This window comes from Wolbachia endosymbiont (group B) of Limnophora tigrina (genome assembly GCF_964263235.1).
Lineage (GTDB): Bacteria > Pseudomonadota > Alphaproteobacteria > Rickettsiales > Anaplasmataceae > Wolbachia.
Genome location: NZ_OZ181655.1, coordinates 826,652 through 847,665 on the forward strand (window position 1 = coordinate 826,652; position 21,014 = coordinate 847,665).

A 21,014-nucleotide genomic window follows, 5' to 3' on the forward strand; every position below is an offset into this window, starting at 1 on the left:
TACCTAACATTATAATTATATCCATAAATATCAGGAAATGATAGCACTTATTTAACACATTTCCTATTACTCCTTCAACATAGACGACACTTTTTTTGAGCAGGAAATCACTTTATTAACCATATAGTTTTCATGATTGTTATCTATTTTAGTTAATTCATATAGGTAGTTCACCATTATACCAGCAGACTGGCTCACACCCTTTTCAGAGGTATCCGCCATCCAGTTCAATTGTTTTATTGATGCACCATTGCTCAAATGAAAATGTGCTACTGGATCATAAGCATTTCCATTGCTATTATTCACTTTTAGTAAATAATATGCACATAGCTTAAGCAAGCACTGTTTAACTCTACTTTCACATTCAACGTTAATTTTTAATTGCTCTGCACTTTCTAAAATTTCTGCACTAGATTGTTTTATATTTAGTTTGCCCAATAAAGTGACATCTTGGTTTAGATTGTTTTTTAGCCATTTCGTAAAGCCAGGTATTGGAGAAAGAGTTGCGTATGTTTTTATACTTTTAAACTCTTGCGATAGCTTTTCTACAACCCTTTTGATCAAAAAATTACCAAGGCTGATTCCAGATAACCCTGCTTGAGTGTTTGATATAGAATAGAATATAGCAGTGTTTGCATTACTTGGATCACTTGAAGGCACTGACTCATCTAAAAGGTGTTGAATGCTATCTGCAATCTTATTCACCAATGCAACCTCTACAAAAATTAGAGGTTCGTTTGGTATTTTGTAATGAAAAAAAGCAAAACATAGACGATCAGAATCTAGCCTGTTTTTTAGGTCACCCCACGAAGAAATTTTATGCACAGCTTCATATTTTATAAGTTTTTCTAGCAATGATGCAGGTGAATCCCAGGTGATTTGACGAAGATCCAACAGATCAACATCAACCCAATTACAGAGTATATTTTTTAACTCGTTTTCTAGTGGATTTAGACTTCTATATTGATTTTTTAACTTGAGCACGTCAGAACGCATATCAACAATAAATTTGAGGCCTTCTGGTAAAGAAATAAACTGTTTCAGTATTTTAGAACGTGGCGATTCAAGGATTTTTATCAAATCTTGTTCAAATTTATAGTTTAACTCAGGATTCTGACTCTCCTCATATTCTTTAATTTTCTCATCTATTTCCGTTTTATTCGGATTAAATTTTTCTGCCAGGGTTTGCAGAAACTTTATTTTACCTTTCTCTGATAAACTTAAGTACAGATTACCAAGAGATACAGTGTTCTTACGTGCTGAGACCTCCCCTCCCTTTGGGTTTAAGCACTCGTTCATTTTTAAGACTAAACTATCGATATCGCGACTGTTGCTTAAATCGGGGCCAATATTACCAATCCACGATCTTACAGCATCTGCCACTCCACCTAGTATCTTAAAAAAGCCTTTTACTGCTTTCTTATCTTCAACTTTCACTACGTCGGTTTTTGCTAATGATTCTTTTGTCATAGATTCCTTTTACCGTATATCTATATTAAGCTAAAGAAAAATCTTAGTCTACATAGCAGGCATTATTACCGAATTATTAATAATTTAGTAATACAATTAATTTTAAGGTGTTAATGGAAAACAACTATGGCAGAGGTAAAGAAAAATCCAATAGCTACATTGAATGCTCAAGCTAAAGAGTTTGATTTTAGTAAATTAAGAGCTGATAAAAACAATTCCCTAGCGAATTCTGGTGAAACAATGTACTTAGATTTTCAAAGGATGAATTTTGTTATCAATGGAAAAGAAATAGATAAAAATTTTATTATTGCGCTGAAAGAAGGAGCTAAGGATTATAAAAGCGAACTTTTTAGTAGAGGTGACATCTATAATCCCGAGAGTGGAAAAGAAAGAGAAATAGATACGGAGCAGGGTAGAGCTTTTATTGATTCAGTGTTGAAAGAGCTTGATCAGAATAGATTACCTAAAATTTGGGATGACCACTGCAATAATCCTAACACTGCTGATCACCAAAAAACTGATTTATACAAAAAAGAGTTTGAAAAATTTTACAATATAGGAAAGGAGTATAATCATCTATTACCAAAAAAAGGAGACGAAAACAAAAATTATCGCCCATTTGCAAAAGAAATTTTTAAGGAAATGTTTGAATATGCCGGAGCAGAAGTTCCAAGTGACCCCATTTTAGAAGAGCTAATTACTAATTGTAATCAAGCAGGGTATGGGGCTGGTATATTTAACGAGTATCACGCTGCACTCAGTAGTTGTAGCTTAACTCCACACAATCCTAAAAAAGCGCTAAACATTTACTGTATTGACCACAATCATATAAAAGTGAAGTCCGATATGGCAATACCTATAACCACATTTGACAATCCAGAAGAAAAAATATGTGATCTATCCAGCTCACTGGAATTCACACTTGAATCTCAAGACGGTAAAGATGGTGTAACATATAAAGATGGCAAATTATCACTTACTGCTCCTGAAGAGCTAAAAAACTACCAAGAGGGTGGTAAGAGCTTGTTTGATATTATCAAAGAACATTTCCAAAAATTCTGCGAACAGTTAGGATTTAAATTCGAAACAGAAACACAAATAAAGCATAATTTAGAGAATCCACTGAAAGTAAATAGCCATCTAGAAAGTGTCAAACCTCCTGTTCATGTCAATGAGAATGAGCATGTTCATGGTGGTCGAGGATTGTAGCTAACCCTTCTAACTTTCACTTCTTAATTTGATGTGTATGATTCTTTACACACTCCAGCGTCATCTACTGCTTCTAAATAAATCATTGCTAGACATATACCACTATGTACTTCTATAGATACCTTACTGTCTAAACTTCGATTAAAGCAAGAATTCTTTCCCGGAAAGGCAAGTTTATTAAGACATAGTTCCCACTTTAACCCTTTAGTTGATACTTGTGCTTTGGGTACACCAAGTAAAGATATTTTAGTATTTTTTGGCAAAGAAAAAAAATGGGTAATACCTTTTTGTAAGGTGTAACCTACCATGGGAGGTGAAGGCGTGTAAAAGATACTGCCTGTACTTAGAAAGATGTTAATATTCTGCAGTATGTGATCAATTGCTCCTCCAGTAATACCCGTGATTATCGATGGCAGTAACTTCACTATCTTTAAATGGGCTATGGCTTTAGAAAAATCGCAATAATCTTGATCAGGCAGATATATTGTATTTAAACTAGCACGTAAATTTGGATTTATACTATCTAAATCCCCCAACACAAAATCAGGTTGTACGCCAATTGATGCAAGCCGATTTGCCCCTCCATCCACAGCAATAATAGGTATACCTTGTTTAAAAAATGATGAATCAGGTATTTCCCCATTTAACACCACAATAGAACGATATTGTTGTTGTGCACTACAGATGATCATGAAGCGTCTCGCGCAGATTTTGCATCGTAATAACACTTTTGAATATTGATATTAGCAATTATTCTAATTATTATCCAAACTAATCGTTGGTTGTGCATCTTGCTCAGAGATCAGGGCAACCAGCAAATTATTTATCAATTGAACCTTTTGCTTACCATCTAATTGTATGCTTTTATTTTTTTCAAAATGAGCTATTACTTCCTCGATAATTCCTATTGCGTTTTGCACTATATGCCTTCTTGCAGAGGTGATAGCATGTGCTTGTTGACGCCTCAGCATTACCTGTGCAATCTCAGATGAATATGCTAAATGCGATATCCTTGCTTCTGTAATCTCAATTCCCGCAATATCTAATCTTTGTTGCAACATTGACCGCAATTCGTCTGAAATTTTATCAGAATTTTTGCGTAAAGATTCCTCATCGCTTTCGCTGTCATATGGATAATTGCTTGCCAATTCCCTTATTACTGAATCGCTTTGTACAAAAACAAACTCATAATAATTATTAACATTATAATATGCCTTTGCAGGACTGCTCACTCTCCAAACAATTACTGCTGAAATCTCTATTGGACTTCCATTTGCATCATTCACTTTAATTTTTTCTGTATTGATATTCTGAAATTTTAGAGAAATGACATGTTTGTTTGTAAATGGGATTGTGATAAACATTCCTGATTTAAAATAAGTACCGACGTAATGACCGAGAAATTCTATCACTCTTGCTTCATTAGGATTATTGATGAAAAACCCTTGAGAAAAAGCCAATATTGAAACAGTAGCAATTCCAAGTGCAATTGTACTGTCATACGCTACAGAAAGTACCGATAAAATTAATCCTAATATTATTAGTACAGGAAAAACCCGGAGTTGACTTAAATTTCTATCGTTTATCGTATTCTTATCCATATTGTCTTTACACTTCTTTTTCACTTGAACCCTTTCTATTGACCGTTTTATCTATCTTATTTACAAATAGTTTAAACTCTCTTAATTCATGATCAAGCAACTTTACTTCAGTTCTATGTGCTATTGTAAGTGGATCAATATGTTTATCGTTATATATAACTTCGTAATGTAAATGAGGTCCTGTTGCAACACCAGTGCTACCAACATAAGCGATAACCTGTCCCTGCTTTACTTTAGAATCTAACTTCACATTACTACTAAATTTACTTATATGCGCGTAGCAGGTTGAATATCCATTTTTGTGTCTTATTTTGATGTAATTTCCATAGCCACCATTCTTTCCTATATATTCTACCACACCCTCTGCAGCAGCGTATATGGGAGTGCCAAGCTTAGCTGCATAATCCACTCCTTTGTGAAAAGCAGTTTTACCGCGAACAGGATGCTTTCTACTGCCAAATTTTGAGGATATGCGATAATCTCCATTCAAAGGATTTATAAAAATTTCGCCATTTTTTAAGCTTACCCCTTCTTTATTAAAATACCCCTCTTTGCCGTTTTGTAATTTATAATGATATAAACTAATAGCTTTTTTGTTTATTGTCAGTGAAGTATATAAAATTTTTTCTTCAGCCTTCTGATTACTGAGTGATCTCTCAAAAAGAACTTCCAATTTACTCCTTGGTACAATGTCTCTTTTAAAATCTATACCAAAATTTTTATATATGTTGATTAATTTCATCACTGTATTTGGTACCAACCCTTGCTCAATTCCTGTGGCAAAAAAGGAAGATTTTATGTTACTTGATATAAATAACAACCTTCTATCGTGTATTAGGCTTCCTACGTTGTTTTCTGTCATCAAAGTAGCTTGACTACTTGGACCCATGTCTTCTTTTTTCCTGATCACGTGCTGGAACGGCACTGCAAGATCTGTTGATGCTTCAGTGGTATATAACGGCAAGATAAAAAGCAGTATAAATATGATCAATTTCATAATTTAAACAGCATCAACAAAAGTAAAATTACCTTCCACATGCTGTACATCATCATTATCTTCTAGCTCTTCAACCAATGCAGATAGTTTATCAATCAACTCTTTATTGCTAATTTCAATTAGATCTTTTGGCTGCCATGAAAGACGAGCAAGTTCTGGTTCCCCAAATTTTGCATAAAAGGCATCGCGTACTTTGCCAAAATCTTTTATTTCACAAGTTATAACGTGTAATCCTTCTTTGTCATTTTCCTCAAGATTCAATACTTCTAATTCGATTCCATGACTGAATAAATCGTCAAAATTCACACCCTCTGCTTTATAGACGATTAAGCCTACATGATCAAAAAGATAACTAACACTTCCTGTTTCTCCCAAGTTTCCACCCTTGCGAGAAAATATATAACGTACCTCAGAAGCAGTACGGTTGCGGTTATTAGTCAAGGCATGGACAATAAGTGCAGTGCCAGAAGGCCCATGACCTTCATATTGGATTTCCTCATAATTTTCTCCAGCAACGTTACCAGTTGCATTTTTTATTGCTGTTTCTATTTTATCTTTTGGTAGATTTTCCTTGCGTGCAGCAAATATAGCAGAGCGAAGGCGCGGGTTGAGTTCGGGATCGGGCAGCCCCTGCTTTGCAGCAACTGTTATTTCTCTAATCAGCTTCGTAAATTTTTGAGAGCGCTTTGCATCCTGAGCGCCTTTCCGATGTTTTATATTTGAAAATTGTGAATGACCAGCCATATTCAAATAGTTAAAAACCTAAATTATATATAAAAGCGTAGAAAAAGCTAAAGCAAATTTTCAAGCCTCCGGCTTGGCATCTTGCAGGTTTTCTGCTAATAACATACTTTCATACTGCTCAGCTTCCCTATCAAGGCCAAGAGCTGAATGGGCTGCTATTAAATAGTTAATAGATTTAGAAAGATATTTAGAATTTTTATAGCTTGCTATATTCTGGAAACGCTTAATTGCTGCCAAATATTCACCACGCCTCAGGTAAAATTTACCGATAGAGTACTCTTTTGTTGATATATGCTCTGTGATCAGCTTTGCTTTTTCCTTCATCTCGTCTACATATTCGCTGCCTGGAAAGAGATTAATGTACTCTGTAGCCAGCTCTAAAGTTTTATATGCAGTTTGCTGTCCAAGTTGCACTTTATTAATTTGCATGTAATAAGATAATACTCTTAAGTAGTATACATATGGTAAATCTTCACCATTTGAATAAACATATATATAATCATCCATATCACTTGCAGCACTGCTATAGTTACCCATATTATAATGAGACACACCAGATAATAATTTTGCTTTCCTTGCCCAATAAGAGAAAGGATACAAATCCTCTATCTTTTGAAATGCCCTAATAGCTTGTTTATATTTTTTCTGGTCAAAAAGTTCAACTGCTTCTTCATATAGTTCAGTTTCGGTTTTTTCAAGATCATTCGCATACGACTGCGTAAAGGAGCAAGCCAGGAAAATAAAGCATGTGATTAAAGTCTTATACATAAGATTTTTTTTGATAAAAATAAAGTATAGACTAAATATTACTTAAATAAATAAATTTCTTAGGCAATAGCCGGCCCTGTATTATGATCATCTCCCCCGCTATAGCCAACAACAGTACCAGTTGAAGCACCCTTTCCTTCCACTTTTGGATCTTTCAGCGTCTTGCTATAGGAACGTATAGTTAATATCTGTACAACCATAAAAAGTGCAATACCTATCAAGCCTAAAGTAGGCCCAACAGCAGGATTTAAGGATGATGCTAATGCCATTAACATTATCCTTCTTATTAAAAATATAGAAGAACCAGCAAGCGCCAATCCGGCTACAGACATATTGCTAGTTTTCTTGCTAGATTTCTCATCAAGATTAGATTTTTCTGTTTCCTTTTTCTTATTTTTTTCATGCTCACCAATATAAGAAGCAAGAGTTGCAAGAAAAGCAATTGCATTGGCAAGAAATAAAATTGCATCCTCTGCTGCTTCAAGTGAAGATGTTTCACCCATTATCATACCTACAATAACCAGTGCAGTTGTTATAGCCTCAATATAGATCAAACACTGACCTATGTCAGGAACATTGTGCTCTTTTTCCTTTACTTCCTCTCCATTTTCAATATTCTCCAACTCTCGTTCTTTTTGTACTATTTTCCTATTATTGTAAATTAAATATAGCGTACAAATAAGAGATAGGACCATAGAAGGTAATATAGTGTGGCTTAGCGCGCCACTTATCACGCCAAGTAATACCTGATCGCTACATATTTTTTCCAGTTCAATAGCCATAAATAATGCAAATGGAACCATTGTTACCAATGATACACATTGTCTATATAGCTCTCTTTTTTTTAGTGTTAATAGCTCTTGTTCTAGCTTCTTCTTTTTTTCTGCTGCTTCTTTAATCCCTAACAAAAAATCTTCCATTCCAGGATTTTGTTCAACTTCTGGTCCTTTAGAAAAAGACTTAGTCCCAGAGTTACCTGTAATACCAGTCATACAAACCCGATCAATTTATGAACTAATATATTATACAGGATTTTAACTATTCAGTCAATATTATGAAAGTATTAACCACTTTTGTACATTAATTGCTTCTTAAGAAATTCAGTCAATCTGTTTGATGCCGGCTAGGATATAATTATAGCCTGACCACATAGTTATAATAGCTGCAACCCATAAACAAATTGCACCTATATATTGAGTTGTGTCGTAATCGTTCATTATTAGCGCTACTACAGCAACCATCTGCAAAAATGTTTTAATTTTGCCAGCTTTGCTTACAGGTAGACTAACATTTATAGCTATAAGGAACTCCCGTAAACCCGAAACTAATATTTCCCTACAGATGATGATAATCGATGGTACTATTGTAAAATCATTTATCTTCTGCTTATAAACTAGCATAATTATCGTTGAAACCACTATTAATTTATCAGCAATTGGATCAAATAGCTTGCCAAACTTTGATTGGACTTTCCACGCACGCGCCAAGTAACCATCAAAAAAATCCGTAATGCACGCAAACACAAAGATTGATATTGTTATCAGGTCTGCAGATTTATTTTCTATATAAAAACTTAATATTATTGCTGGTATTGCAAGTGCACGAGAAATTGTAAGCAAATTAGGCACGTTTTTCTTAAGCATGTAATATCATCTTACGTAATAGGTAAACTTATACAGAAGTACAACAGAGTTCACAAGCTAATAGTTTACAATTGAACATTTATAAAAACTCCATATACTTAAAAATTACAAGCTTAAAATATAAGAATGAACGATGATTTAGATAATACCACAAAACAAGAGGCACTTAAGTATCACAGTAGAGGTGGTAACCCTGGTAAAATTTCAATCATGCCAACAAAACCTTTATCTACCCAGTATGATTTGTCACTTGCTTATTCTCCTGGCGTTGCAGCTCCGTGCCTTGAAATAGCTAAAAATCCTGAGGTTGTTTATGATTATACGGCAAAAAGCAATTTTGTAGCTGTCGTTTCAAATGGCACTGCAGTGCTTGGACTTGGTAATATCGGTCCTCTTGCTGCAAAACCTGTCATGGAAGGCAAAGCTGTTTTATTTAAGCGTTTTGCTGATATTGATGCAGTTGATATAGAAGTTGGTACAGAAAATATAGAAGATTTCATCAATGCAGTAAGGTACCTTGGGCCAAGTTGGGGGGGGATAAATTTAGAGGATATAAGATCTCCCGATTGTTTTATAATAGAGAAACGTCTGAATGAACTGATGGATATTCCAGTGTTCCATGATGACCAGCATGGAACTGCAGTGGTTGTTGCAGCTGGTATAGAAAATGCTCTTGATATTGTCGGAAAGAAATTAGAGGACGTTAAGATCATTATGAATGGAGCTGGAGCAGCCGGTATTACATGTTTAGAAATACTAAAGTCCATGGGCGCTAAAAATATAGTGCTGTGTGATAAACAAGGAGTAATATACAAAGGTAGAAACGAGGACATGAATGAGTGGAAAGAAAAATATGCAATTGATACTTCCGAACGTTCTCTACTTGATACAATAAAAGGCGCTGATGTATTCATCGGATTATCTGCAAAAGATGTGTTAAATGAAGAGATGTTAAAGAGTATGGGCAAAGACCCGATTATTTTCGCTCTCGCCAACCCCGATCCAGAAGTAAAGCCTGAGTTTGCAAAATCTGTGAGGCCAGATGCAATAATCGCAACTGGCAGGTCAGATTACAACAATCAAGTCAACAACGTAATGGGATTTCCTTATATATTCAGAGGAGCGCTTGATGTACATGCAACAACAATAAATGATGAGATGAAAATTGCGGCTGCAGGTGCAATAGCAAAGCTTGCCCGTGAGCCAGTGTCTGACGAGATATCTGCAGCCTATGGCGGTCGTAAAATGAGCTATGGACGTGAATATATAATACCTACTCCATTTGACCCAAGATTAATTTCTATAGTATCTCCTGCTGTTGCAAAAGCCGCAGTTGATTCAGGTATTGCAAGAAAGGCAATACAAGATTGGAGTAAATATGAAAATCAATTAAAATCTCGCCTTGCTAGTGCACTTAACACGCTGAATCTACTGTCTTCACAATATTAGTAACCATATAATCAATAATTCAATTGCACCCAGTCGTTTTAGATTTATAATGAAAGTATTGTAATTTAAAGCAAATCAATGACTATTGCAATTCACGAATTAGAAAGGATCATCAAACAATCGTTCCCCGACGCTGATATAAAGGTTCATGACCTTGCTGGAGATGATGATCATTATCATTTAAAAATAACCTCCAAGCGCTTTCTTGGAAAGACAAAAATAGAACAGCATAAAATGGTATATAAAGCTCTGGAAGGTCAGTCTATACACGCCTTGCAACTGGAAACTAATACTTAAAAATAAGGTGAATTTATGAGCAGTTTTGAACAAATAAAAAAAGATATAGCGGAAAGTGATGTGGTGTTGTACATGAAAGGCACTTCTGATTTTCCTCAATGCGGATTCTCTGGGCTCATCGTGTCAATCCTAAAAAAATTGAACGTGAAGTTTAAGTATATTAACGTGTTGGAGAATGATGAAATACGTGAATCTATAAAAAAGTTTTCTGATTGGCCAACAATTCCACAATTATATATAAAGGAAGAGTTTATCGGTGGTTGCGACATCACTCGCGAGATGTACGAAAAAGGCGAACTGCAAAATTTATTGAAGGAAAAAAAAATTATTGCGGAATAAGTACCAAGAAACCAGTGCCCAGACGCTGGGATTGGTATAATGTAGTATAAGCTATGAAAAAGGATCTTATGTCTTAAACCTTATCACCAGGCTTAACAAATAGGTGGCCCAATACTATTAACTTTATGGGTTTACCTTCGTTATTTGCTACTATCCAGACCCCATCGCTCTCATGATCAACAATTTCTATTGGTACAAATATTACATAATTATTGTCATCAACAATCTTTATTCCAAGAGCACCCTCGTCACTTAAGCTCAGGGCTGAAGAAGGAACTTTATATGCAAATCTTTCGCCTGAAGGTAGTCTTACGTTGGCAGTTAGTCCCTGTAAGGATATCATTTTATTATTAATTACCTTTACCTCTACCCTATAAGACCCAGTTTTAGGCTCAACAATTTTACTAATAAAACTTACTTCACCTGCCAATTCTTTTCCGTCCAGTAAACTAATTTGAGCTGTGCTGCCTAGCTCTATTTTATTTACTTCATTTTCCGAAACGTATAACACCACAAGAATTTGATCGAAATCAACCACGTCAGCTATTTTTTGCCCAGCATTAACAAAATCCCCTTCGTTTGCATTGATTTTATCAATATAACCATCTATAGGAGATTTGACTGCAGTATTTTCTAAATCCAATTCTAGCCTTTTTAGGTCAGCTTTTGCACTTTGTAACGCAGTAAAAGCTGCTTCTACTTGTATTTGTGCTCCATAGCCTGTTTTATTCAGTTTGTAAGAGGAATCATACTCAATTTCACGCTGCTTTAATAAAGCTTTGGCTTTCTGAGCTTGCTCAATCCTGTCATAATCTTCTATCTTTAACACTACATCATCTCTTTTTACCTTTTCACCATCAGGTAAATAAATAGCAATAATCTTACCACTTATTTTTGAGACAAGGCTAGCTCTATGTAAGGGATTTACTGTACCAGAAAAATTTAAATATATAGTGCGGTTTTGCGGCGCACATTCTTGAGTTTTTACTGAAAAGCTACTAGTTGTATTATCACTATGAACCGCCTGATCTTTTTTTAAAAATGCACTGCTGATAAAAAACAGTAGAATAAAAGCAATACTAGAAATGATGATTACTTTATTTCTCATCTTTAAACAATAGAATTTGTTGACTAATTTTGTTAGAAACAACTGCATAAATTTTCGAATCAGAAATGTAAGTATAATACATGCACCATTGTCACTCCATAAATAGTTTTATATGAGAACAAACACAAGATTTTCCTACAATAAGTAAGTTTTTTATTGTAAAAATGCAATTTTTAATCGAATAAAAATGTAAAATTGCAAATAAAGTTGTGCATAAGACTGAAAATTTCCATCAAATGATATTATGGAAATAAGAATATTGTAACAAAACTCAGTATATTAGTATATATTTAAATAGGGTAAGGTCAGTTTTAACGCTCCATTAAACGGATACCCAATTGTTCAACACTATCAATTTCAATTTGTAAAGTGTCCTTTATAAATTCATTAGCCTGTCCTATGTTCATTAAAACTCTATATTTATTGGAATTTGGCATAAACTTTTTATAACAGCTCTACTTTTCAATAAACTCCATTTGCATTTCTTGTATATTACTTTCTATTTGCTCTATTTGTTCTATTAACCTTTCCTCTAAGTCAAGATTACCGCTCAGCCTCGCTTCGATTCTTTCTTTTCGTAACGCATTTAATTCTTTTAGTAACACTATATTATTCCACACAATTTCTGCAGATTTTCTCTCGTTCAGTTGGCTATTTAGTACACTAGTTTTTTCAAATACATACTTTATAACGTCAAACTGTTTCAATTCTTGTAACAAAGCCTCTTTACCAAGTTTGCTTTTGTTACTTATTACATCAATTACACGCTGTTGTAATCTTTTCATCTCATTAGTAAATTCAAAATGAGAAAATTGCTCAAAAAATATAGGACGGTTCAAGATTTCAGGAAATTCTACGGCTATACGCAAAATTATGGCCTGATTTTGCTCTGCCTCAATTAGCTCTGGAGATTTGTTATGAAGATACTCACCTTTTGTTGCTCTAGTTTTACTATTAAAAATCTGTTTTTTGAAGTTACTTCTTAGTTCACTAGCCTTATTGTAAAAATAATCTCTATAATACCTTCTAATACTGCTGTTGCTAATAGTATTTACATATTCCATGAACTTGTGCTCAAGAATTGAATATTTTTCCGGAGCAAGTTTTTCATAATTTTGCAAGTTGCTATCGATTATGTGATGCCATAAATATTCAGAATGCAGTTTTGTTGAATGGTCAAGAGCAGTCAACACGTCTTCTTTCTTGTATGCCAGTTCGTTACATATATCGTATGGATCTTTATTACTCGGCAAAGTCACAAACTTTAACGTGTATCCAGGCTCTAATATTGGCAGAGCAAGTTCTGCAACTCGGGTAGCAGCATGATGTCCAGCACTATCGCCATCCATACAGATGGAGATTTCTTTAGCAAATCTCCATAGATTTTTTATCTGTTCTGCAGAAATTGCGGTACCAAGTGGAGCAACTGCATTACTAATTCCCGCTTGATGTAGCGCTATAGTGTCCATATATCCTTCAACAACAAATATGTGCTGTTTTTTACGTATTTCGCTTAAAGCAAAGTTTAATCCGTATAAATTCTCCCTCTTCTTGAAGAGCTGACTCTCTGGGCTATTTAAATATTTTGGCTGTTGCTCAAAGCTCAGCGCACGTCCACCAAAACCAATAACTCTCCCTACAATGTTGCATATAGGAAACATGAGTCGATCATAAAAATAATCACGAAAATTTTTGTTTACTAATCCAATATCAATTAAAATTTTGTCTTCAATACCTGAAGAGTTTAAATACTCTTTCAAACCAGAGCTTGGTGCATAACCTATCTTAAATTTATCTATGATTTCAGGTAAAATCTTGCGCTGCTTTAAATAATCTACAACGCCCTGATTTTTTTGTGCAAACCAATTTGCAGCTAAATCAAGCGCTAAAAATAGTTTATTGTCCCCTTTTGTAATACTAAGACTTTTGGGCAGTTCAACACCTGTAACCGATGCTAATCTTTTCAATGCTTCTTTAAAGCTTAATCCCTCAGTTTGTGAAATAAATTCAAATGCATCACCACTAGCTGAACAACCAAAACAGTAATATAACCCCTTAGTATTGCTCACCAAAAAAGATGGGGTTTTTTCGTTATGAAATGGACAGAGCCCAACAAAACTATCTCCTCTTTTTATTAGCCTGACTTTTTTACCTACTATGTCAGATAATAATAATTTTGATTTTATAATATCTATGTGATCCATCTTATTGAATTAGTAGTAGGATAAAAATTATATAGAATTTATACACATCTGACTCGAAATTTATTTCAAGCTTTAGGACTCCCGAAAGATCAGGAGTATTAAAACGGCTTGACAGAACGGCTTGACAGAAAGATCAAAATAAATTACCCATATAAATATCCTTAGGTTATGCAAGATCAACTTTTTATATGTCAGATATAATATCAATTGCCTCAGATCATGCTGGTTATGAATTAAAATCAGAAATAAAATCCTACCTGGAAACCCTGGGTTACACAGCGGTAGATCAAGGCTGCACTGCTAAGCAAAAGTGTGTAGATTACCCAGACTATGCTGTTAAAGTTGTAGAAGATATAACAAGCAAAAAAGCAAATTATGGGATATTAATTTGTGGTACAGGTTTGGGCATGAGTACTGTGGCAAATCGTTTTGAAGGAATCTACGCTGCTTTATGCAATAGTGTTGAGATCGCAAAATTAGCTCGCGAGCATGGCAACGCAAATGTACTGTGTCTTGGTGCAGGATTTACTGCGAGTGGATTAGCAAAAGACATAGTCAAACAATTCCTCGAAACAGAATTTTCAAAAGAAAGCAGACATAAAAAACGTCTTGATAAACTCAGTAATATAACCTCTAAGGAAAAAAAAACAAAAACTTATAACGAAGATGAAATATCAAAATTTGCTAAAATGGCAGGTGAATGGTGGGATGAGAATGGTAAATTTAAGCCATTGCACATGATGAATCCTGTGAGAGTATCTTACATTATTGAGAAAATAAAAGAGTTAAAAAAATGTGACTTAAATGAAATATCACTTCTTGATATCGGGTGTGGTGGTGGCATTTTATCAGAGTCAATGGCACGTATTGGCATTAACGTTTCAGGAATAGATGTATGCGCAGAAAACATCAAAGTGGCACAATCACATGCGAAAAAAGTAGGGCTTAATGTAGAATATATGCACACCAGCATTGAAGAGCTAAGCAATGACAAGAAGTACGACGTGGTTCTGCTGATGGAAGTAGTCGAGCATGTAGATAATTTAGAATTCTTTATGAGAAGAGCAATAGAATTGCTGAAACCAGAAGGGCTAATCTTTATATCCACAATAAATAGAACTATCAAATCCTTCTGTCTTGCAATAGTTGGTGCGGAGTATATATTAAATTGGCTGCCTAAGGGTACGCATAATTGGAATAAATTTCTCAAGCCGTCAGAAATTGCAAATCACTTAAGAGAAAATAATGTAACGCTGCAAAACATGGCTGGCATGGAGTACAACGTAATAAAGCGTGAGTGGAATCTAACTAAAGGCGTGGATGTTAATTATATACTTTGTGGTTTGATGAGTGGTTAGATTTAACTCTATAAAAGCACCATTTTCACTTCCAATACTTTGAAGGATCTAGACCAGGTTTCTTACATCTGCCCTTACTAGTGACCACCCAGCCATTAGGACAACATCCTCGAACCACGTTTCTCCAAGGGCCACAGCGATCACGACCTATGTATTCATATCCAGGAGCAGCAACACACTTTCCATTATTCAATGTTTGTCTCTTATCAAGACAACAAACTTCTTTTTCTGTTACCTTTGTTACAATTTGAGGAGCACCAAAAAACACAGCAACAAACATACCCAGTGCAAAAAGTGCAGGCCAAGGCATTCTTCCAAATATTGCAAGTAAGCTTGTACCAATTATTACCACTGTAATCATTGGTCCACCTATTCCATGAACGTAACCTATTACATTACACATTACATCTGTTGCTCCATCAGCGTGTGCATCAAATGCATAGAAAACTATAAATAGAATTACAAGAAAATTTCCCATTGTTCTGTCAATAATCATGCCTGATTGTTCCATATTTCAATGAAATTTCAGTAAATAGCTTTTTTCAAAAATTATGTTCAACCCAATCAATATTTATTTATTACTGCCTTTTTAATACTATAATTAACTCAGTTGATTTTTATCAAAATGCTAAACCATGGATCGATTTGAGAACTTTTACATCACCACGCCAATATATTACGTAAACGACAAACCACACATTGGTCATGCATATACTTCTCTTTTGTGTGATGTGGTGACAAGGTTCATGAAATTAGCTGGAAAAAATGTCAAATTTACCACAGGCACAGATGAACATGGACAAAAAATAGAAAAAGCAGCTAAAGCAAAGGAAATGCAGCCAAAAGAATTTACAGATGAAGTGAGCGTTTCATTTAAAGAATTGGCTAAGTTCATGAATTTTGAGTATGACGATTTTATTCGCACTACGGAGGAACGTCACAAAAAAGCAGTGATAGCTTTATGGAATAGACTTGAAGAGAGAGGACAAATATATTTGGATTCCTATTCGGGTTGGTATTCAGTTCGTGATGAAGCATTTTATCAGGAGTCAGAGCTGATAGATGGCAAAGCACCAACAGGTGCTGAGGTCCAGTGGATAAAAGAAGAGAGTTACTTTTTTCGCTTATCAAACTGGCAAGAAAAATTACTGGAACTCTATAAAAATCAGCCAAGTTTTATCTTTCCTGAGAGCAGAAGAAATGAAGTGATATCGTTTGTAAGATCAGGGCTCATTGACCTCTCAATCTCTCGCACTAGTTTTAACTGGGGAATAAAAGTACCAGGTAATGACAAACACGTAATCTATGTCTGGATAGATGCATTAACCAATTATCTTACATCAATAGGTTTCCCTAGTACTGAAGGTGAGGAATATAAGAGGTTTTGGGCAGAACCAGAAACACAGATTCCAGTGTCAAGCACTGGAATGACACCAAACCAAGGGAAAACGCAGATTCCAGTGTCAAGCGCTGCAAACCTAGCTGACAACTCTTTCAACGTTCATGTAATCGGTAAAGACATATTGCGCTTTCATGCTGTATATTGGCCAGCGATTCTCCTTGCAGCAGACCTGCCACTGCCAAAACAAATTGCAGTTCATGGTTGGTGGTTGAACGAGGGAGAGAAAATATCCAAGTCCCTTGGTAATGTCATAGATCCAATTGGCCTCGCTCAAGAGTTTGGTGTTGATCAGCTACGCTATTTTCTCCTCAGGGAAGCAAGCTTCGGCCAAGATGGCAACTTTAGTAAGAAAAATATGATCAGCCGGATAAATTCAGAACTGGCAAACAACATAGGCAATTTAGTACAAAGAACAATTTCATTTTTACACAAGCAATGTTCTGGAATTGTACCAACAATCGATCAAAGCCTACTTAAAGGTGAAGAAAGTCTTCCAGGTTGCAAAGCTATACTCGATCAAGTGATGAATCACCTATCAAAGTATGAATTTAACCATATCATACTTCTAATCATCAACATCTCTTCTGAAGCAAATGCCTACATAGACAAAAGTGCACCCTGGACACTAAGCAAAACTGACAGAGAGCGCATGAATTTAGTAATTTACAAGTTACTGGAATATATCAGGATAATAGGCATTTTATTGCAGCCAATCGTTCCCAAGTCAGCAGAGATGATACTAAATCAACTGCAAATTCCGAAAGAACAACGAGATTTAAAATCTTTGTGCGACGCGTGTGTAAGTTCAGGCATAACATTGCCTAAACCTACGCCGGTTTTTTTGAGGGTTGATATTTGAGTAGAGAGCATATAATATGCCCTCTACTATTTTGTTTTAAAGTACCGGGCTGGTTATACTAGAATCAGTAACAAACGATTTAGTTATATTAACATCATCAAGCGATGCTGATACAGGAGTGGTAGCATAATTATAAAAAACATAAGGCAAATAACCCATAGCTTTTGTTGCTTGACTAGTAAGCCAATTAGCTGTGCTCACTACTTGATTAAAATAACCACTAACTTTAGTTTCTTCTTTTTCAGCCGGCTGACTTTCTGGGCTAGAAATCTCAGGATCTTTTTCACCACCAGATTCTGCATCATAAAATATATCTTCTTCATCCCCAGCCAGTTGACTAGAAACATCATAATCTAAACGAGTTAGTTCTTGCATACTAGGTTTAGATCCATCTTCACGCTTAAACTGCTCTTCCGGACTAGAAACCTTAGTACCATAAAGTCTACTGTACAAGCTGCTTCCAACGCTGTTAAGTGCTCCTTTTGTATACTCAACTGATGTACCATAAACATTTTTTAATTTATTTCCAGCACTATTAAATTTCCCTTTTACATACTCAACTGATGTGCCATAAGCATTTTTCGCACTACCTACGACATTTTTTAAGTCATTCGCAACATCACTAAGGCGCTGCTTAATAGTACTATGAACGCGCCCACTACTGTAGGCTTCTGCTACATATGCAAATACTTCTTGAGATGCTTCTTTGATATTCTTCATTGCTTGCGGAACAAAAGTTTTCTTGTGTTTAAGTTCTTCTATTTCTTTTTTTTGATTATCAATCTCCTCATTTTTTTTATTAATTTCAATTTTTTGCTTAGAATTTTCCTCCTCTTTAGCTTTTACTTCCGCTTCTTTTTTAGTCAGTTGGTCATTTTGCCCAGAAATTGTTTGCTCTTGAGCTTGTATCTTAGCTTCTAACTCAGAAATTGTTTGCTTTTGAGCCTGTACTTTATCTTCTTCTTTAGCTAGTTGAGCATCTTTTTTAGATATTTCTTCTACTTTCTCAGCCAGTTGAACATCTTTCTCAGAAATAGTTTTGTTCTTACTAATTGCTTTATACGAAAGTGCAATAGTTACAACAAAAAATACAGCACAACCAATAATAAATGGCAGGCCAACACTTAATGCTGCAACTGGAGCTAAGAAACCAATATAAGGAGCTGCAGCAAACACTCCAGATGCTAATAAAGTTAGAGTAGCCAGAGCACCAGCTACAAGATAGGGTACATTGTTTTTACTTATCATCTCACGTATTATAAAATATAATACCATTATAAAAGGATTTTTAAGAAATTGTCAAGTTAACTTTTTACATAAAAAATAATTAATGAACTTGGGAACAAGAACCAATTCACATGCAATACGTGCGTAAGTTCAGGCATCTGCGGGTTTTTTTAGGATTGATGCTAAAGAGGAGAAATAGTTTTGAACTATTTCTCCTGGGTGAGATTACCTCTTTAAAGGCTCTTACCTTCATTACTTGGATGTGATACTTCAGTACTAGTAAAGAACGACTTAATCCATGCACCCCAGCCTTGACCATTTTCTTCTTTAGCTGGCTCATTTTCTGGGCTAGGAGTCTCAGTATCTTTATACGGAAGAGCGATAATGTCAGGAAGTAAACCCTTAGCCTTTAACTCTGCTCTTTCCTTTTCTTCTTCCTGCTTCCTTTGAGCCATGCGATTTGAAAAATTTTCTTGTCGAGAAATCTCAGGCAATGCAATAACGTCAGGAAGTAAACCCTTAGCCTCTAACTCCGCTCTTCCATTTTCTTCTTCCTGCTTCCTTTGAGCTACACAACTTTCAAACTTCTCCTGTTGAGAAATAGTTTTGTTCTTGCTAATTGCTACAGATGAAAGTGCAACAACTACAGCAGAAATTATAGCGCCACTAATAATAAATGGCAGGCCAACACTTAAGGCTGCAACTGGAGCTAAGAACTGAGCATAAGGAGCTACAGCAAACACTCCAGATGCTAATAAAGTTAGAGTAGCCAGAACACCGACTGCAAGATAGGGTGCGTTAGTTTTATTAAATATATTTTTCACTGTATACCTCACTAAAATAAATAATTTACTATTAAAATTATAGCACAAGTAAAGGTAATGTGTATTAAATAGGACTTGATCTGACACTTAAAATAAGTAAGTTATAAAATAATAAAAGAAAGGAGTGTTAGAAATGAGTACAATACAAACAAAAATACTAAAACCAAAGCTAGGGTTATTAGAGCTAGCAAAACAACTAGGAAATGTATCTCAAGCATGCAAAGTGATGGGATACTCAAGAGATACATTTTATCGGTTTAAGGAGTTATATGAAAATGGAGGAGAGGAAGCATTACATGAAATAAGTAAGAAAAAACCGCTATTAGCGAACAGTGTAAAAGACAAGATTTAATGTGACAGACAAGAATTAACTGACAGAAGAATTGAGGTAGTCAAAACTAATATCAGGCTCTTGTTTAATGCTACTAATGTTTTTCTGAAAAGCAATATATTTACTATCAAAAAACGTTTGCATAGGTGTTTTGCCATAGCAATACTTACCCGAGTGAGGCCTTGTCTCATTATAAGAACGCAACCAATAATCAACATCAATCTGTAGATCTTCCAAAGAATTGTAGATTTTCTTTCTAAAGATAATATTGTAACACTCATCTTGCATGGTTCTATGAAATCTTTCACATATGCCATTGGTTTGTGGAGAGTTGGCTTTGGTTCTAGAATGATCGATATTTTCGATTCCCAAATATAACTGATAAGCGTGATTTTCTGGCTTGCCACAATACTCTGTACCCCTATCAGTTAGAATGCGTAATAATGGAATTTTCTGCTCATCAAAAAATGGAATAACTCTATCGTTGAGGAGGTCTGCAGCTGTAATAGCTGTTCTGTCCGTGTAAAGTTTAACCATTGCAACTCTCGAATAAGTATCAACAAAAGTCTGCTGATAAATTAGCCCTATACCTTTGATATTGCCCACATAATAGGTATCTTGAGAACCCAAATAACCTGGATGTTGTGTCTCAATTTCACCATGAGCTTCCCTTTGTTCTTTAACTTTTTCTAAAGCTGTAAGTTGTTCTTCAGTTAAAATGATTCCTTCTTAAGCTACTTTTGTCTCTAGCGCTTTAAGTCTCTTTTTGAGAGTTTCAAGGTCATTTCTTAGCCATACAGACCTTACTCCTCCCTGAGAAATTATTATACCTCTTTTTCTCAGTTCATTTGCAGCTCTTTCTTGCCCATATGCTGGAAATTCTGTTGCTATACCAATCACTGCTCTTTCTATATCGTCGGAAACTCTGTTCGCTAATAGCGGTTTTTTCTTACTTATTTCATGTAATGCTTCCTCTCCTCCATTTTCATATAACTCCTTAAACCGATAAAATGTATCTCTTGAGTATCCCATCACTTTGCATGCTTGAGATACATTTCCTAGTTGTTTTGCTAGCTCTAATAACCCTAGCTTTGGTTTTAGTATTTTTGTTTGTATTGTACTCATTTCTAACACTCCTTTCTTTTATTATTTTATAACTTACTTATTTTAAGTGTCAGATCAAG

The 21,014-nt window shown here is 35.0% G+C and carries 19 protein-coding genes and 2 pseudogenes; 7 read left to right on the top strand and 14 right to left on the bottom strand.

Annotated features, from left to right (window positions below):
* Positions 1-66: 66 nt before the first annotated feature.
* Entirely contained in the window at positions 67-1,470 is a 1,404-nt protein-coding gene (locus tag ACE38O_RS04150; RefSeq protein ID WP_374698342.1) for a malonyl-CoA decarboxylase, read from the bottom strand.
* Between the two features lie 126 nt (positions 1,471-1,596).
* Between ACE38O_RS04150 and ACE38O_RS04155 the strand changes: the two genes are divergently transcribed.
* Positions 1,597-2,679 (top strand): hypothetical protein, encoded by a 1,083-nt coding sequence (locus tag ACE38O_RS04155; protein WP_374698343.1) that lies wholly within the window; start codon positions 1,597-1,599, stop codon positions 2,677-2,679.
* A gap of 23 nt (positions 2,680-2,702) precedes the next feature.
* On the opposite strand, the gene ACE38O_RS04160 is transcribed toward ACE38O_RS04155, so the two are convergent.
* The 7 genes from ACE38O_RS04160 to pgsA form a co-directional block, all read right to left on the bottom strand.
* Positions 2,703-3,371 (bottom strand): thiamine diphosphokinase, encoded by a 669-nt coding sequence (locus ACE38O_RS04160; RefSeq protein ID WP_374698344.1) that lies wholly within the window; start codon positions 3,369-3,371, stop codon positions 2,703-2,705.
* A 63-nt stretch (positions 3,372-3,434) separates the two neighbouring features.
* Positions 3,435-4,280, bottom strand: a complete 846-nt coding sequence (locus tag ACE38O_RS04165) for an SPFH domain-containing protein (protein ID WP_374698345.1) — start codon at positions 4,278-4,280, stop codon at positions 3,435-3,437.
* A 7-nt stretch (positions 4,281-4,287) separates the two neighbouring features.
* Positions 4,288-5,277: a M23 family metallopeptidase gene (locus ACE38O_RS04170; RefSeq protein WP_374698346.1), complete on the bottom strand. Its 990-nt coding sequence runs from the start codon at positions 5,275-5,277 to the stop codon at positions 4,288-4,290.
* Between the two features lie 3 nt (positions 5,278-5,280).
* Complete coding sequence (locus ACE38O_RS04175; RefSeq protein WP_374698347.1) at positions 5,281-6,021, bottom strand: YebC/PmpR family DNA-binding transcriptional regulator; 741 nt, start codon at positions 6,019-6,021, stop codon at positions 5,281-5,283.
* Between the two features lie 60 nt (positions 6,022-6,081).
* On the bottom strand, positions 6,082-6,789 hold the full coding sequence (locus ACE38O_RS04180) for an outer membrane protein assembly factor BamD (RefSeq protein WP_374698348.1): 708 nt from the start codon (positions 6,787-6,789) through the stop codon (positions 6,082-6,084).
* 59 nt (positions 6,790-6,848) lie between these two features.
* The gene (locus ACE38O_RS04185) at positions 6,849-7,781 is read right to left on the bottom strand and encodes a hypothetical protein (protein WP_374698349.1); all 933 of its coding nucleotides are present in this window, start codon (positions 7,779-7,781) and stop codon (positions 6,849-6,851) included.
* Positions 7,782-7,889: 108 nt separating this feature from the next.
* Complete coding sequence (gene pgsA / locus ACE38O_RS04190) at positions 7,890-8,432, bottom strand: CDP-diacylglycerol--glycerol-3-phosphate 3-phosphatidyltransferase (RefSeq protein ID WP_374698350.1); 543 nt, start codon at positions 8,430-8,432, stop codon at positions 7,890-7,892.
* Between the two features lie 126 nt (positions 8,433-8,558).
* Here pgsA and ACE38O_RS04195 point away from each other — a divergent pair, with 126 nt between their 5' ends.
* The 3 genes from ACE38O_RS04195 to grxD all read left to right on the top strand — a co-directional run bounded on the left by ACE38O_RS04195 (position 8,559) and on the right by grxD (position 10,517).
* Positions 8,559-9,881: a malic enzyme-like NAD(P)-binding protein gene (locus ACE38O_RS04195; protein WP_374698351.1), complete on the top strand. Its 1,323-nt coding sequence runs from the start codon at positions 8,559-8,561 to the stop codon at positions 9,879-9,881.
* A 78-nt stretch (positions 9,882-9,959) separates the two neighbouring features.
* Positions 9,960-10,178, top strand: a complete 219-nt coding sequence (locus ACE38O_RS04200) for a BolA/IbaG family iron-sulfur metabolism protein (protein ID WP_096641415.1) — start codon at positions 9,960-9,962, stop codon at positions 10,176-10,178.
* 15 nt (positions 10,179-10,193) lie between these two features.
* Complete coding sequence (grxD, locus tag ACE38O_RS04205) at positions 10,194-10,517, top strand: Grx4 family monothiol glutaredoxin (protein ID WP_374698352.1); 324 nt, start codon at positions 10,194-10,196, stop codon at positions 10,515-10,517.
* 73 nt (positions 10,518-10,590) lie between these two features.
* Here the strand turns inward: grxD and ACE38O_RS04210 are convergent, their stop codons facing one another.
* Positions 10,591-11,673, bottom strand: coding sequence for an efflux RND transporter periplasmic adaptor subunit (locus tag ACE38O_RS04210; RefSeq protein ID WP_374698353.1), 1,083 nt, complete (start codon positions 11,671-11,673; stop codon positions 10,591-10,593).
* A 407-nt stretch (positions 11,674-12,080) separates the two neighbouring features.
* Positions 12,081-13,829: a DNA primase gene (dnaG, locus tag ACE38O_RS04215; protein ID WP_374698354.1), complete on the bottom strand. Its 1,749-nt coding sequence runs from the start codon at positions 13,827-13,829 to the stop codon at positions 12,081-12,083.
* Between the two features lie 188 nt (positions 13,830-14,017).
* Between dnaG and ubiG the strand changes: the two genes are divergently transcribed.
* Entirely contained in the window at positions 14,018-15,187 is a 1,170-nt protein-coding gene (gene ubiG / locus ACE38O_RS04220; protein ID WP_374698355.1) for a bifunctional 2-polyprenyl-6-hydroxyphenol methylase/3-demethylubiquinol 3-O-methyltransferase UbiG, read from the top strand.
* A 25-nt stretch (positions 15,188-15,212) separates the two neighbouring features.
* Here ubiG and ACE38O_RS04225 read toward each other — a convergent pair whose 3' ends face one another.
* Positions 15,213-15,683, bottom strand: a complete 471-nt coding sequence (locus tag ACE38O_RS04225; RefSeq protein ID WP_374698356.1) for a TrbC/VirB2 family protein — start codon at positions 15,681-15,683, stop codon at positions 15,213-15,215.
* A gap of 139 nt (positions 15,684-15,822) precedes the next feature.
* Between ACE38O_RS04225 and metG the strand changes: the two genes are divergently transcribed.
* Complete coding sequence (gene metG / locus ACE38O_RS04230) at positions 15,823-17,448, top strand: methionine--tRNA ligase (protein WP_374698357.1); 1,626 nt, start codon at positions 15,823-15,825, stop codon at positions 17,446-17,448.
* 36 nt (positions 17,449-17,484) lie between these two features.
* On the opposite strand, the gene ACE38O_RS04235 is transcribed toward metG, so the two are convergent.
* The gene (locus tag ACE38O_RS04235; protein ID WP_374698358.1) at positions 17,485-18,696 is read right to left on the bottom strand and encodes a hypothetical protein; all 1,212 of its coding nucleotides are present in this window, start codon (positions 18,694-18,696) and stop codon (positions 17,485-17,487) included.
* Positions 18,697-18,908: 212 nt separating this feature from the next.
* On the bottom strand, positions 18,909-19,499 hold the full coding sequence (locus ACE38O_RS04240) for a hypothetical protein (RefSeq protein WP_374698359.1): 591 nt from the start codon (positions 19,497-19,499) through the stop codon (positions 18,909-18,911).
* 133 nt (positions 19,500-19,632) lie between these two features.
* On the opposite strand from ACE38O_RS04240, the pseudogene ACE38O_RS04245 reads away from it, so the two are divergent.
* Positions 19,633-19,848, top strand: a pseudogene (locus ACE38O_RS04245) (helix-turn-helix domain-containing protein); the annotation flags it as partial.
* An 18-nt stretch (positions 19,849-19,866) separates the two neighbouring features.
* Here ACE38O_RS04245 and ACE38O_RS04250 read toward each other — a convergent pair.
* Positions 19,867-20,955, bottom strand: a pseudogene (locus tag ACE38O_RS04250) (IS481 family transposase).
* Positions 20,956-21,014 lie beyond the last annotated feature (59 nt).